This window comes from Alicyclobacillus sp. SO9 (assembly GCF_016406125.1).
Taxonomy (GTDB): Bacteria; Bacillota; Bacilli; order Alicyclobacillales; family Alicyclobacillaceae; genus SO9.
In genome coordinates, this window is record NZ_CP066339.1 from 3485612 (window position 1) to 3499538 (window position 13927).

Annotated in this window: 10 protein-coding genes; 2 read left to right on the plus strand and 8 right to left on the minus strand. The window is 50.5% G+C overall.

The window, feature by feature from the left end; all coding sequences use genetic code 11:
• The first annotated feature begins 230 nt into the window (after window positions 1-230).
• Window positions 231-1001, plus strand: coding sequence for a threonine/serine exporter family protein (locus GI364_RS16355; RefSeq protein WP_198854074.1), 771 nt, complete (start codon window positions 231-233; stop codon window positions 999-1001).
• 32 nt (window positions 1002-1033) lie between these two features.
• Complete coding sequence (locus GI364_RS16360; protein WP_198850305.1) at window positions 1034-1462, plus strand: threonine/serine exporter family protein; 429 nt, start codon at window positions 1034-1036, stop codon at window positions 1460-1462.
• Between the two features lie 12 nt (window positions 1463-1474).
• Here GI364_RS16360 and GI364_RS16365 read toward each other — a convergent pair whose 3' ends face one another.
• From GI364_RS16365 to GI364_RS16400, 8 genes are all read right to left on the minus strand, one after another.
• Window positions 1475-2656 (minus strand): cytochrome P450, encoded by a 1182-nt coding sequence (locus GI364_RS16365; protein WP_198850306.1) that lies wholly within the window; start codon window positions 2654-2656, stop codon window positions 1475-1477.
• 92 nt (window positions 2657-2748) lie between these two features.
• Window positions 2749-5181 (minus strand): FtsX-like permease family protein, encoded by a 2433-nt coding sequence (locus GI364_RS16370; RefSeq protein WP_198850307.1) that lies wholly within the window; start codon window positions 5179-5181, stop codon window positions 2749-2751.
• Window positions 5182-5194: 13 nt separating this feature from the next.
• The gene (locus GI364_RS16375) at window positions 5195-5896 is read right to left on the minus strand and encodes an ABC transporter ATP-binding protein (protein WP_198850308.1); all 702 of its coding nucleotides are present in this window, start codon (window positions 5894-5896) and stop codon (window positions 5195-5197) included.
• Window positions 5893-7197, minus strand: a complete 1305-nt coding sequence (locus tag GI364_RS16380; RefSeq protein WP_198850309.1) for an ArsA family ATPase — start codon at window positions 7195-7197, stop codon at window positions 5893-5895. The genes GI364_RS16375 and GI364_RS16380 overlap by 4 nt, the downstream gene beginning before the upstream one ends.
• Entirely contained in the window at window positions 7194-7745 is a 552-nt protein-coding gene (locus tag GI364_RS16385) for a GbsR/MarR family transcriptional regulator (protein ID WP_198850310.1), read from the minus strand. Before GI364_RS16385 ends, GI364_RS16380 begins: the two co-directional genes overlap by 4 nt.
• A 299-nt stretch (window positions 7746-8044) precedes the next feature.
• Window positions 8045-9754, minus strand: coding sequence for a SagB family peptide dehydrogenase (locus GI364_RS16390; protein ID WP_198850311.1), 1710 nt, complete (start codon window positions 9752-9754; stop codon window positions 8045-8047).
• A gap of 94 nt (window positions 9755-9848) precedes the next feature.
• Window positions 9849-11804: a TOMM precursor leader peptide-binding protein gene (locus GI364_RS16395; RefSeq protein ID WP_198850312.1), complete on the minus strand. Its 1956-nt coding sequence runs from the start codon at window positions 11802-11804 to the stop codon at window positions 9849-9851.
• A complete protein-coding gene (locus tag GI364_RS16400) occupies window positions 11801-13918 on the minus strand; it encodes a hypothetical protein (protein WP_198850313.1) in 2118 nt (705 codons plus the stop codon). The genes GI364_RS16395 and GI364_RS16400 overlap by 4 nt, the downstream gene beginning before the upstream one ends.
• Window positions 13919-13927: the final 9 nt, after the last annotated feature.

Genomic DNA, 13927 nt, shown 5'->3' on the forward strand with positions numbered 1-13927 from the left:
CAGTAGCATAGTAAAAATTCGTCACAATCACGAAACATCCTCCATAATGAAGGAAATCGGGCAAAAATTTAGTATCGGTTTTATCGATGAAGTAGAATATGCGATATATCCCTGTTTCGGTTCCTGACTTGATTTGTAGAGTTGTCCGCTTACCTGCAGATGGAGCGGACGTCGTATGGAAGAGCCCGCGGCATGGCGCAGCAGGGAAATGGACGCTGAAAGGACTGTCTATGAACGCGAACACAAACTCAGCTGAGCAATCGGCATATCGCCAATCCATTATCAAACTTTGTTTGCTCACAGGCAAAATCATGTTGCAAAACGGGGCCGAAACCTATCGTGTCGAGGACACAATGACACGGGTGGCTGAGACCTGCGGTCTACGTACCCACAGCTATGTTACACCGACGGCGATTATCTTCTCCATCGACACTTTCGATTCCACCAAACTGGTTCGAATTACGGAGCGGTCTGTAGACCTTCGCAAAGTCGTCGAGGTTAACGGGATTTCGAGAGATTTCTGCAGTGGAAAAATTGACGTTGCGGACGCCCTCAAGAGTCTTGAGCAGGTGGACGCTTCACATCATAAATATCCTGTGTGGCTGCAAATATCTGCTGCAGCCTTGGCCAGCGCCTGTTTCCTCATCATGTTTAACGGCAAGCTAACGGATTCCCTCCCCGCCCTTGTCTCCGGAGGCATCGGATTTACTGTTTTCCTTTTCACACACCGTATTCTCCGCATTCGGTTTTTTGCAGAGTTTTTCGCTGCTGTGGCAATCGGGATTGTATCCATTTCATTTGTCTCTCTTGGCTTTGGAAGCTCACTGGACAAAATTATTATTGGATCGGTGATGCCCCTTGTTCCCGGGCTGCAGATCACAAATGCCGTTCGGGACCTGATGGCTGGACACCTTGTAGCAGGAACATCGAAAGGAATTGAAGCGCTTCTCACAGCATTTGCCGTTGGCGGAGGAATTGCTATTTCGCTTTCGATTTTGTAGAAAAATTCACGTAAGACTGGAGGTTCTGATTCATGGTGCAACAACTTCTCGTCAGTTTCATCGCTGCGGCTGCGTTCGGAATGATGTTTAACGTACCGCGTCACTTGCTGCCAGAATGCGGCGTCGTCGGCATGATGGGCTGGTTTGTGTATATTGTCCTCGGGCGCCTTGGGATTTCCAACATTCCAGCAACCCTAGTTGCTGCTTTTGTTGTCACAATCTTAAGCCAGTGGTTTGCCAGATTATTCAAAACGCCGATCATTGTCTTCAGCGTCGCCGGGATTATACCGCTGGTCCCCGGAGGCGTGGCTTATGATGCAATGCGCTACTTTGTCCAGAACAATTACGCGGTAGCGGTCCAAATGGCCGCAAAAGCGTTGATGATGTCCGGAGCCATTGCAATGGGTCTGATTCTATCGGAAGTCGTTTATCAACTTATTAAACGCCGACAGTTTCAATAACAGCTCACGTCATCATTTGACCGCAAGGGGCAAACTTGTGACTCCGTGCACAATAAACCCTCGAGTCGGTTCTAGAGCTGCATCGTCCACGCGCTTGATTTCACTGAATCTTTGCAACAACGCTTCAAGGGCCGTCTTTGCCTCAAGGCGTGCTAAGGGTGCCCCCAGGCAAAAGTGGATACCGTGACCAAAAGCGATATGTTGGTTCGGGTGCCGCATTATGTTGAATTTATCCGCGTGTAGAAATTTCTCTTCATCGCGGTTTGCCGATCCAATCCAAGCAATAACACGTTCTCCTTTGGGAATTCTCTGCTCGCCTAAGTTGACATCCTCTTTGGTCATTCTGAACATAGCCTGAATCGGAGACCGGTAGCGCAGAACTTCTTCAATGGCTGAAGCCATCAAGTCGGGATTGGCCCTCAATTTTTCAAATTCCTCCGGATACTCCAAGAATGTCCGAACAGCATTCGTAATGAGGTTCGTAGTGGTTTCATTGCCAGCGACCAACAAGAGCCAACACAAGGCAAGAATGTCTTCTTCAGTGAGCTGTTGGTGGTCTTCTTCGGCCTGAATCAATGCAGAAACGAGGTCGTCTTTGGGGTGTTCTCTGCGGTCGGCGATGACTTCCCGAAAATATGCGTTCATCTCTTGGTGGCTTCTTTGTGAATCTCCTCCATCGCCGCCAATCATCTGGTCAGCGGACGCCACAACGTCATCCGACCAATGCTTGAATTTGCTTCTATCTTCTGCTGGAATCCCCAGCATTTCTGCAATGACGATGACGGGTAGCGGATAAGACACTTCCTTGACTAAATCCAGACGCCCGTTCATCACGGCACCATCGATAAGCTCATTGGCAATTGCTTTAATCCGTGGTTCCAACGCAGTCACCTGTCGCGGAGTGAATGCCCGGTTTACCAAAGAACGCAGGCGCGTGTGCCGAGGCGGGTCTGTCGTAATTAAACTGGACCCTGTACGCGCTTGGTCGGAGGGCGTCTGTGGGACAGGATTTGGCTGGCCGTATTGGGACGAGAAGCGAGTGTAGTCAGACAGAACCATGCGTACTTCCTCGTAGCGAAATACTGACCACAGCTGCAACTCTTCGGCATACAAGACGGATTGTGAGGTTCGTAGATGTGTGTACACTGGATAAGGATTTCGTCGGACTTCGGGAGAAAACAAACTCTTTAACATCGTCACCTCTCCTTTTAACGGAGGAATATGACCTAACACAACCACATTCCTCCGGTCACTTCAACTCCTCATACCAGCGTAGCAGAACAGCGCTATTCTCGCATCTTCGTTGCATCAGCCAAATTCATTTTTGTGACCCGTCTCAACGCAGGCCATTGCGCAAACAACAACACGAGCAGTATTCCGACAACAGCAAGCACAATGGTGCGCGGATACAGCCAAAACGGCATGCTGAACAAATCGCTTGTATACTGGGCAAGATACAACTTTAGGGTTAGCAGGGACAATGGAAATCCGATGACAAGGCCGAGGAGGCCAATCAATCCATTTCCTGCAGTAATGAGACCGATAATGCTGCTGTTTTTGTATCCCAGTGCGCGCATCGTTGCCAACTCGCGTTGCCGTTCGAGAATGTTGAGGGATGCGGTATTAAACAAGATTGATGCTGCGAGAATCACAGCAAAGACCAGCATTGCACCGAGCATGACGTACATCAGACCCATCAGTTGGTGAATCTGTGTACGAAACGCTGCTTGGTCTTGGACGCGCACCACACCTGAAAGATTACCTAAGTCAGAGTGTATGGCGGACCGTTTTGCAGTAGACGTCGTAACTAATGCCGTTGTCACCTGGCCACTCATATGAAAATCACGCTGCGCCTCAACTAACGGAACGGTGATGGCATTTCCAAGTAATGAAAACCCGAAGCTGCCCACCTTGAATGTTGCGACAGGGCCGTGCGGCAGCACTTGAATCTTCATTTCATCCCCAATTTTCAATCCCAGCTTTTTGGCAATCGACTTGGTTACAACCGCTGCCCCCGATTGAGGTTTCAGTACGCTTCCTTTTACATCGTGCAACTGCAACAGATTGGAATTCTTTGGAACGCCCTCCACGGCAGTGTCATAGGTTTTCCCTGTAGCCTCATTGGACACTTGTACAGGCAGTGTTAACATTGTTTCAATCTGTTCAACACCTTTCATTTGCGAAAGGGTACTGTGAAGTTTTGTCTGTTGTTGAGGAACATAGAAGTCGGCCCGCAAGTCATAGCGCTGAGATTGATTGACGGATACGTTTAATCCCCTTGTCATCGAGTCTTCCAAGCCCCCGGTTGTGACCACCAGGACCAAAGCAGCCATGACGCCAATTGCTGTACCAAGGGTTCGGCCAGGATGGCGAAGGAGATCACGAATTGAAAGCCTCCACCAAAGGGGACCACGCATCCGGTGCTTTCTCGGCTGACCAATCCTGCGCTGCGACGTGAACGCACGCATAGCTTCTGCCGGGTGCAGCCGCGAGGCGCTGAGAGCAGGTACGAGTCCGGCGACAAACGGAGCGATGAGACCAAGCATGACACCGACGAGCAACACATTCCAATGGGGCTCGGTGAAAACAAAAGGAATGTGCAGTTGTGACGCATAGGCCTTTGTCATGGCATCCCCCATCCAAACGCCTGCACCAGTTCCTGTCAGAACTCCAATACCGCCAATCACAAGCGAATAGGCTAGATAATGAAACAGCACTTGCCTGCGGCGAATACCGATTGCCATCATCGTCCCAATCAGGGGCCGTTCCTGCGAAACCATTCTATTCATGAGTGCGGCTACGATGAAAGCTGCAACTGTGAGAAAGAACAGTGGAAAGGCCTCTGCCATTTGTTTAAATCCATTCAAATCCATCTGCAACAGTTGAATGTCCACTTGCTTATTTCTCGGTGTAACAGACAAAATATGACTTGATTGCAGCACAGACTTCACTTGTTTCAATACGGCTTCTTTGTTGGCACCGGGAGACAATGTGTACAAGAGCCTGTTCCCGTCTGTCGCGGTCGCTGCCAGTTTCAAATTGGCCGCGCTTGCACTCTGTCCGTGAAGGGACTGCAATCCTTCTTGCCCAATTTGAGTCAGAGTTTGTCTAGGAACAAAAAAGACACCAAAACTTGCAGGGGATGGGAAAACATCCTGGCGATTTCGTGCCACCCACAAATAGTTGGCGCTGACTGCCACACCGGAAACCGTCACCGATTTGTCTCCGGCGGGGGTCTGAATCTTAAGCGCGTCCCCGGGAACTAAATGGTGATAGTCCGCAAAATGGCGCTCCACAAGGATTTGACCGGTTGTGTCGGGGTAGTGCCCTTTTACAATGACAACCTGATTGAGCTTTGGTTGATGAGCAAGGGGGATACCAATGAGCCGTCCGTCCACTTTCAACAACCCGCCAGTCTTATCTCTTGTCGTTGTCCCCGGTACCGTTACAGGTAATGACATAATCAACTGATTTGCAGCCTTGTCCACCCCAGCTATATGCACAACTTGGTGTACTTGTTGCTTCGAGACTTGCGCCGCTGCAACCGTTTCATCAGCAAGGTGAGTCTTTGTCTGTGTCGCTGAATAACTGTGCTGAAGGTTCTTGTACGCAAGATAGGATGCATCAAATAAGGCCGTTCCCAAAAGTACTACTACGATAACTGCAAACACCTGCCATTTTTGCCGTAACAAGTCTCGTACAAGTTTTTTGTTCAGCATTGACGTCACCCCCTTACCATGTGAGTTGTGAAGCTGGCACAGCTTTCGTTTGGACTGTATCTTCAATGACATGGCCGTCTTTGAGTCGAACGACCCGATTGGCCATCGCTGCCAAGGCGCTGTTGTGCGTTACAATGACAACGGTTTTGCCTTCCTCATGGGACAAATCTCCCAAGAGCGCCAGAACGGACTTGCCTGTTTCGTAGTCCAACGCACCTGTCGGTTCATCGCACAGCAACAACGGAGGATTCTTGACTAGTGCTCTAGCAATCGCAACACGTTGCTGTTGTCCGCCGCTCATCTGGCTAGGAAAATGATGGAGAATCTCAGTCAACCCCATTTTCTCAAGGACCTTTGCCACGTTCAGTGAACTCCGGCTCAGACTCGCTGCCAACTCAACGTTTTCATAGGCCGTTAGACTGGGAATCAAGTTGTAGAACTGAAAAATGAAACCCACTTTGTCTCTGCGGTATTCGGACAACCCCTTGGTTGACAGAGCCGTTATATCCGTTCCCGTAACCGTAACTGTCCCTTGGGACGGGCTGTCCAACCCGCCAATCAGATTCAACAGTGTAGATTTTCCTGAGCCGCTCGGGCCCAAAATCACCACGAGTTCCCCCTTGTGAAATGTCATGCTGGCAGATTGTAATGCGTGCGTTTTTACGCCGTGGCCGTACATCTTCCCTACGTTTTGTAGTTCGACAAGAGCAGTCATGTTCGTTTCCGCCTCTCTTTTGCATTTGCTCTTACAAGCTGTTCCCGTTTGTCCACCATGGTCTTCTTGTCTCTGTCCTTACCATCGCCGTTCGCTATGTTGCTTTCATTGCCGGAGAATTCGGTCTCACTAAAAAACACGACCAAGACCCCCGCCTTGAAGCTGGCCTTTTGAACTGAACAAGCAACGAGAGAATCCGGTAAAGTAACTACTCGCCGCCAGCCGTCGACCGTAATTATCAAGTCTCCCTCACGGCGTTGCAGTTTCACATGCGAAGGGTTTACTTGGCCCAGATGAACCGATAACACCGTTTGCCCGTCCGCCTCAAGGTACTTAAACGGCTGTCTCGCTTGCAGAAAGTCAGCAGGATTAGAGGTGCCGTACAGCTCATCGGCTGTACTCAGAAGCCTAGGAACTCCGATGACTTCTGATTCCTGAAAAGACATCTTGAGAATCGGCAAGCCTGCAAAAGATTCCTCTGCCTGTTGCAGCACGGAAGACTGGATTTTGCCCCAGGTTTCAAAGTAGCCGTTCAGTGCTTCCTCAGGAAAAATGCGGTTTACTACAACTGCGTCTACAGCCATTCCAAACAGATTCATGTAACTCAGAGCCCGCCTTGTTTCCTCCAAGACAATGGTTTCCGGTATCATCACAAGGCGCACAGCGGTTCGATTGACATCAAAAAGGAGATTACGCAGATTCTTTAGACGTGCAGCGAGATCGTATAGTTTGTTGTAGACTTCCTGTTCCGGGACTGGAACCTTGAGGTACTTCCCCTGCAACGGACGCATTAATGAAGCAATCCGCCGGTCCCATTTCACTAGTCCCCCCAGTACGCCGTCCATCATGTCGGGAAAGCTTAAATAGCGGAGGCTGCTGGCGGTCGGGGCCATGTCTGCTACAATCAGGTCATAGTCACCGCTTTCTGCAAGGTCGTAGAGTCGAGTCAGCACCAGCAGTTCTTCCAGACCGGGAAATACCGCCAATTCTTCTGCTGACTGCCCGTTCACGCCCAGATATCGAAAGAAACGATTGATATATTGCTGCAACACTCCCCAGTTTCTGGACAGTTCAGCTTGGGGATCAATCTCCATGGCCTTGAGATTTGGGCTTTCTTGCACGCTTGTGACAGAAGAACCTAGCGTCACTTGTAATACGTCACCCAAGTTGTGTGCTCTGTCCAGACTGACAACAAGCGTGTTTTGGCCCGCCTGTGCTGCTGCAGAAGCGGTGGCGGCTGCAACCGTAGTTTTGCCAACCCCGCCTTTTCCTGAAATGATGAGCACTCGGGTTTGAGTCATTCTTCCACCTCGATTTCAATAGTTTCAGCCGCCTTGGATACGGATTGCTGCCCTTCGCCTATGAACTGTTCCAACCATGTGGTGATTAAGTCAGAAAAGCCCTCGAGAATCTCAATCCTTTGCAACAGTTCCCTGCGTTTGTCGTCCGAAGGCCAGTCACCGCCTGCCTGTGACGACTCCAAAGCTTGTTTAGCTGTGAGATTCGCCTCTCTCATATACTTCAACTCATGAGAGAAGAACAGTTGAAATAGCTCTCTCAGAACCTCATTCACGTTCATTCGCGGCATAAAATAGTCTCGTCTGTCCCCTTTTATCCACGACCTGCGAACGACTCTGTAGTGCTCAAGTGTTCTCATAGCCACACTCACGGTACTCTTTGCTGCACCCGCTGCACGACTCAAGTCGCCGAGTGTCATCGGTTCCGGAGCCAGCACAAGGTAACCATACAATCGTCCCAGCAGTGGATTGACGTTATAGAGCGCCGCTGCACTTCCAAAAAACTCTGCATACCGCTCTTGTACCTCTGCGAACGTTTGTCCGTCTGTCATCTTCTACCCTCCCCGCGAGTCGCATTGAACGCAACCGTATTTTCCCCTGGAGCTTATGTTCTAATCGTTCGGTTCATTCCGAACGTTATAATTGATATAAATGTAGGCTTCCACTAGCTCTTTGTCAAGTGGAAATCAGGACTCTCAACGTTTCATCGCATTGTTGCCTGTTACGGTGAATGATGGTCTCTCTAGATGAGGAACGAGGGGGAAGCGTATTGGTAGTGGGCTAAAGCATACAGGCGATCTACTCATGAGGAACTACAACTGCGGGCACAGATGCAATCCACGCAACAGCCTCACGGGCGCTTGACGGAGTGTTGTAAGCAAAGTGATGCTTCAAGCCGGGCAACAGGGCGATAATATCCGACAGGAATCTGTATGAGCGTTGTCTTGTTGATAGCAGAGCTGTTGTAAATTTCGTCACACAGAGCTTCGTCGTAGTCGAGCAGAGGATGCCCGTTCATCCCTAAAGCCGAAGCAGTCAATAAGAGCTTCTGGAGTACAATCCCGGCCTCCATATGCTGGATTCTGTGGCCTCTGTAGCCATATTGCCGTTTCAAGTGATGGACGTCCCCGAGAATATGAAAGCACAGGGGCACCTGATGCAGGTTGACATTGTGCATGGACATCCCCTGTTGTAAACGCACCCGATAATCTCCCTCATTGCACAGATGCAGTGTTCGCGAAGACCGGTCATAAACATATGCACCGTCTTCTATACCTGACACACCGTGCAAGCACACGCCCATCACAAAACGCGAAGCTGCCACTTCCCTGATTCCCTCTGCCATCCCGGCATCTCCATGCGCCGTGATATCACTGTGGTAGTCCACTGTGCTCGTTGCTTCGTGCAACAGAGTTGCAACGTCGTTGATGGAGACCTGCCCGAACCAAAAATCCGCCCCCGGCGAGTATCTCTGTTTGCAAGCCCTGTAAAAGTCATAATTCAGACCCGGCTCGCTAGGCAGTTTTACCTGTTGTACCTGTTTCCCCTGGGCCGGCGCTTGTTGTCCTGGGTTGCATTCCATTTGTGCTGACGGAGAATCCGCTTTTTCGAGCTCAAATCTTGCAGGCTCTGCATCTGACGGATAGAAATCTTCTGTCGAATGATACATAGCTGCGCGATTCAAGTCCACAATGTTTGGATACGCTTTGATTCGTCGTGATTTTATATAATAGGAAGGATTTACTCGGGCTAATAATTTGTACAGACCAGTCGCAGACACGGGAGGACTCTGTGGCTTTTGCCTCGTTAAGGCAGTGCCGTCCGATTTATGCACAAGAGAAATCACTGCATACACCGTCTCTGTCTCCTCCGACAATCCAAGAAGATGATTTATGGCGGCGTCAAGAAACTGAAACTGTACAATCGACCTGAAATTCAGTCTCTGTGCAGAGGAAATCACTTGACCCACTACGGCGCCTGCATCAATCCCCTGAAGCCGGTAAGAGAAATCGTGATATTTGAAAAAATTCTTCCAAAACATAGTTGATACAAACAGTGCGACCGTTACATTTGAAAAATCTACCCGTCCCCCCAGCGCTTGCTGCAGATAATTGTCAAAGTCTCCTGTGCGCAAAAGGGACAGCGTGTGCCGCTCCACATCGTAGTGGTAGACGCCCCGCTTGTCTTCATCCATGTTCAGGTACACGTATAATTCGCTTGGATACAAGCCGCCTCCTGAGGGTGCAAACCTTCGCAGTGTCTGTACCAAATCAATCGCGGACTCATTGTCTTGCACGGGTACGTAAGTTTGCGCAATCGCGGTTAGACCGTAACTGTACCAAAGAAGCGTGCCAAGGTCATCGAAAATGCCCGGCTGTGAAGGGCGGGCGAAACCAGATTGGTTTGCTATGCCCGGCCAGGCCTGCGGCAACGTCAGTTGCTCAGTGCCGCTGTAAATCTTAAAGGGGAGCGGGGCATCGTCCCAATCCACCTTCACATCGGCCGCTCGTACTGATTCCACATCAAAGTGCAAATTGTAAACAAATTGATGGAGGTTCATCCTCAGTCTCACGCTCCTTCACAGTGCTGGCACAAACGGTGCTTTCATCATACAAAACACTTACACAAGAATCCGGTCGAGGGGCATCCCAGACTCAAGGAAATGGATGGGGATACGGGTTTAAATCTGCTTTCGTCAACGGCCTGTTTCTGTATCCCAGCTTCACGGGAACACTGAAAACACGCTGCAAGCCTTCGAGACGCACCAAGTGATTGCCGAATGTCATGGGCAACATACCCGGTATCAGCACCTTCACGCAGTGTAAGTCGTTTTGCTCTATTTCAGGTGATGTCTGATTGACGACAACAACGTCCAAATTCAGTTCGCGAAACCCGTTCAACAAGTCACCCAAGTCCTCCGCCAAGTCTTCATGAACCCGGTTCACTGGAAAGGCTTCCGCAAAGGTTTGTTTGCGGGCGGCACTGTTTAAAAGAAAGGACAGTCTTTCCTCAGCCTCCGGCAATCCGTACAACATGGAATGCTCATCCATTTCCCGAACTAGACTTGAATCGGATAGCATTTCCAAGTAGGCTCCTTTGTGATGTTCCAACTTATCATCAAACCGCAGGAGCATGCCGGCAATCTCGTGCACAGCACCCTTCACAGCCTTCAGTGCATCAGGGTGCGATCCCGCTGCACACATGAGATTCAGTCCCCTCCCGCGCCGGTTCTTAGCCACAGCAAAAACACTCGGAATCCCGTTCTCCATCGTTGCGTTAAAGAAATACACGTCGTATCCTACAACTGCTCGTAAACGCTTTAGCATTAAGTCAAGTTCCACGTCCTCCACTGACTCGATGTCAATTGGCGGCAACGGCAGTCGCGCGTACCAAGTCATAAGGAACGCATCCCGTTCCACCACCTCAAGAATGCCATGGAAGACTGCCTCCACAAGAGAACCGCCAATCGCACAACCATTCGAGGTTTCATAGACAAAACCCGGATTGTAACCGAGACTGTAGTAAGCCAACAATTTTGGGACAAGCAGCGGTTTTTCCTGTGTCATCGAGTAGCCCCAGACCCATTCCATCGGCGTGTCTGGTGACAGTTGCTGAAATGGGAATCCAGGTGATTGGTAGCGCTCGGAGTCATGCAGGCCGACGGATGCAGGGTCAAGGGCGTTCTCTCCCAAGCGAGCGTAGGTATCTGTTACAAAGCCAGTTTTTCCGCGCGGCTCAATCCCACAATATCGCTCCAGTCCTTCGAGAATGGCTGTAAGTTCGGCCTCTTTGTATCGCTGTGACCGCCCCGACGCGCCTTCATCTCCTACAAATAGCGGGAGATTTACTCCTACCGCAGCATAAGGTGCAATCAAGTCCTGTACCCTGCTGTTCAGCAGTCCACTGTGGGCGTCCAGGTAGCTGTCAGCCAATCCCCTTTTCAACGCCCCAAGGCTTTTTGTTCGGTATGTGTCAACGCTTAATTTCGGTGTTGGTTCCAAGGCAATTCGTGCTTGCTCTGGCGCGTCTACAGGTAGTCCTCCGCATACGGAACACTTGGGGTCCGGCAAGAACTTATGGGTGGAAGTTGCCAAGCTGTTAAGCTGGACAACGGTCATGTCATGTACTTCCCCGCCCTCAGGATATAACAGGAAATGTTGGATTTTATTATAGAGAAGGTAGGACATGTGCAAGGCTGCAGTCCCTGAGAGCCACGCATCGCGTCTTCCGCTTTGCTGTTCGTCAGCCATAAGGTAGGATTTGAGTTGCCATAGTTCTACCCTGTCTGCATCCGCCATGATTCGCCTTGTATCGGCACACTGCGAACACCCGGCAGCGCCTGGCACCACCAAGGGGCCAACCACACCTTCGCCAAGCACCGCAAAGCCTCTCAGCCACGGTATACCGTTCTCTCGAAATGAAATTTCGGCGTCGAAATCAAGTCCTGGATTCCATGAATCGCTGACAACTACGGCCACATCAATGTCTCCCTGAGGACGCTCTGGCACTGCATCAAGGTGTGTGAATGCGTAGTTTGCGGAAGCCCCGATGAGTAGTGACAATTGTCGAGCCATCACGCCTGTTCCAACAATCATAATGTGTGTTGTCACTGTGCTCCCTCCCCGCGCAATACCACGCCGTATACAGCAGGAAGCACATCTCGCAAAAAGGGTTCTATTGCAGCGTCGAGTAACTCCAGTTGCATTCCCTGCTTCGCAACCTGAGCAACTGCCTGTTCAAGCCGCTCCTTTGTCGGAAACTCCGAACCCGGTTTGACAATGACATCGCTCCTGTCCGTCTGCGACCCGGCCCGCAAACGTGCTTCCACTATTGAAGAAGAAATCTCCACTACCTGGTTGCTCGTACACAACAGTGCTTCGTCTCCAATGACATGCCGCAGCAACAGGTGCTGCAGTCCAATCCGGAGCGCGTCTGTCAGATCGATACCGACTGTGCCGACGGCCTTCGCACCAAGGTGTAGCCACACAACTGGAAATCCAAGCAAATCTTCTTCTAAAGCCACCTGCGGTTCACATTGAAGGGTGTGGAGAACCTGAAGATAGAAATTACACACTTCATCTTCTATGCTAGTGATGTTAACGCGGACCATCGGAGCCTGCGTGCGAATCGGCCGCGTCCATGTACGCACGCTCAACTCAGTACGCACGCTCAACTCATGGGTCAAAGTTTTATGCAACGCTCTCCACAGTGCCTCACTTGTCTCTCCTCCGGTACCGATTCCAACGAAGCTGCCATCCCCCGACACTTGGGCTAAGGCGGAAGCCGCATAAGCTTCAATCCCGGCGAATCCTGCCTTCTGTCTCGCATCTTCGTGCGTTAAACCCGCACAAATTCGTTCCTGCAGAAGCTTTGCAGGCCCTGGAGACAAAGCCGAAATGGGTTGCACTCGACACAAAGACAAGGGCAACTGAGTGAGGTCGCCCTCATCCCAAACATGAAAAATACCCGCCCTATCTTCTGTCAGCTCCCCGAAATAATGGAGCAGTTGGGCCCTCTGTACCGCTGGTATCGCATTTTTAAAAGCCGTTGCTACGTCTTGGACACGTCTTACTTCTGCAGGGTCGGAGACTGACGCAAGCGTTGAAGGGATATACGAATGCCAACCGCCCTCGAGAGATATTAAATTAAGGTGGTAGAAGCGATAGTGCGGCCCATGGGCATGTGTTACTCCAGTTAATGCCTTGAATGCCTCAAATACGAGGACGTTAAACAGGATTGGATAGGCCAGCGCAGAGACGGTCCCAGACAAGTGGTCCAGAGAAGCCAGTGGACCAGTGGATTCGGCCGCTGCGTCTTTTTCCTGGAGCGTGTGATGTAACTCACTGCCGGATTTGTGAATTCTCCTCCACATTGCCAACCAAGTACCCGCACTGGTTTGCGCAGTGGTCTGCGGCCCGCAAAATCCTTCCTTACCAGCTAAAACAACGGGCAAAAAGACAAGGCTGTTGTTTCTGCAGACCCCTTCAACGGCTTGCAATCGCTCAAGTTCTGTTTCATCCGTGGATTCAGCTACAAATAAGACTGCTGTAAAATTTGGCACTATCTTACCCCAAGCGATGGTCGAAGACATCTCGGCGGGCGAGAAACCGTCCGTGGTACTTTCGGCAGCGTTCGTCATGGCCTCGTCGTGCGTGAGAACAGAGAGTTTTGCTTCACTGTCTCTTTGCCTCGCAGAAACCTGAACCTGCTGTAATCGCTTCATACAGTGCTCTTCATCACCTGTGACCAATACGGTCAGGTCCACCAATCCTGACTCAAATACAGCGGTCGCAAGGGGTTCCAGCATGCGACAGGAACCAACGGCAAGGACCTTCGCGCACCGATATTGTTGAAAGCCGTATGCCCCTGAACCTTGGATGTTTTGCAAAAATGCAATTTGGGCTGCATATTTCTCTACAATACTGTCACTTAAATCGTGTTCCATATCTTCATTCACATCTCGAGCGAATCCGTTGTGATACAACGTGGACGCAATTTCATAGACCCGTTGTGCATGAGCATCCGGCAACCCGTCCGTAATTTCCTCCAAACTGTTTTCCCCGTTTAAAAGCGGGAGCAGCCGCTCCAGCCATGGTTCGATAGAGCGCCCCTTCATACGAAATGAACCAATGTTGTTACGAACGTACACTGTCCCGTCGAGCCCCGGCAAAACAAACGTGTCGTCATTCACGATTAAACGCCGGGTTGGCTCAATTCTATCCACAAGCCATTC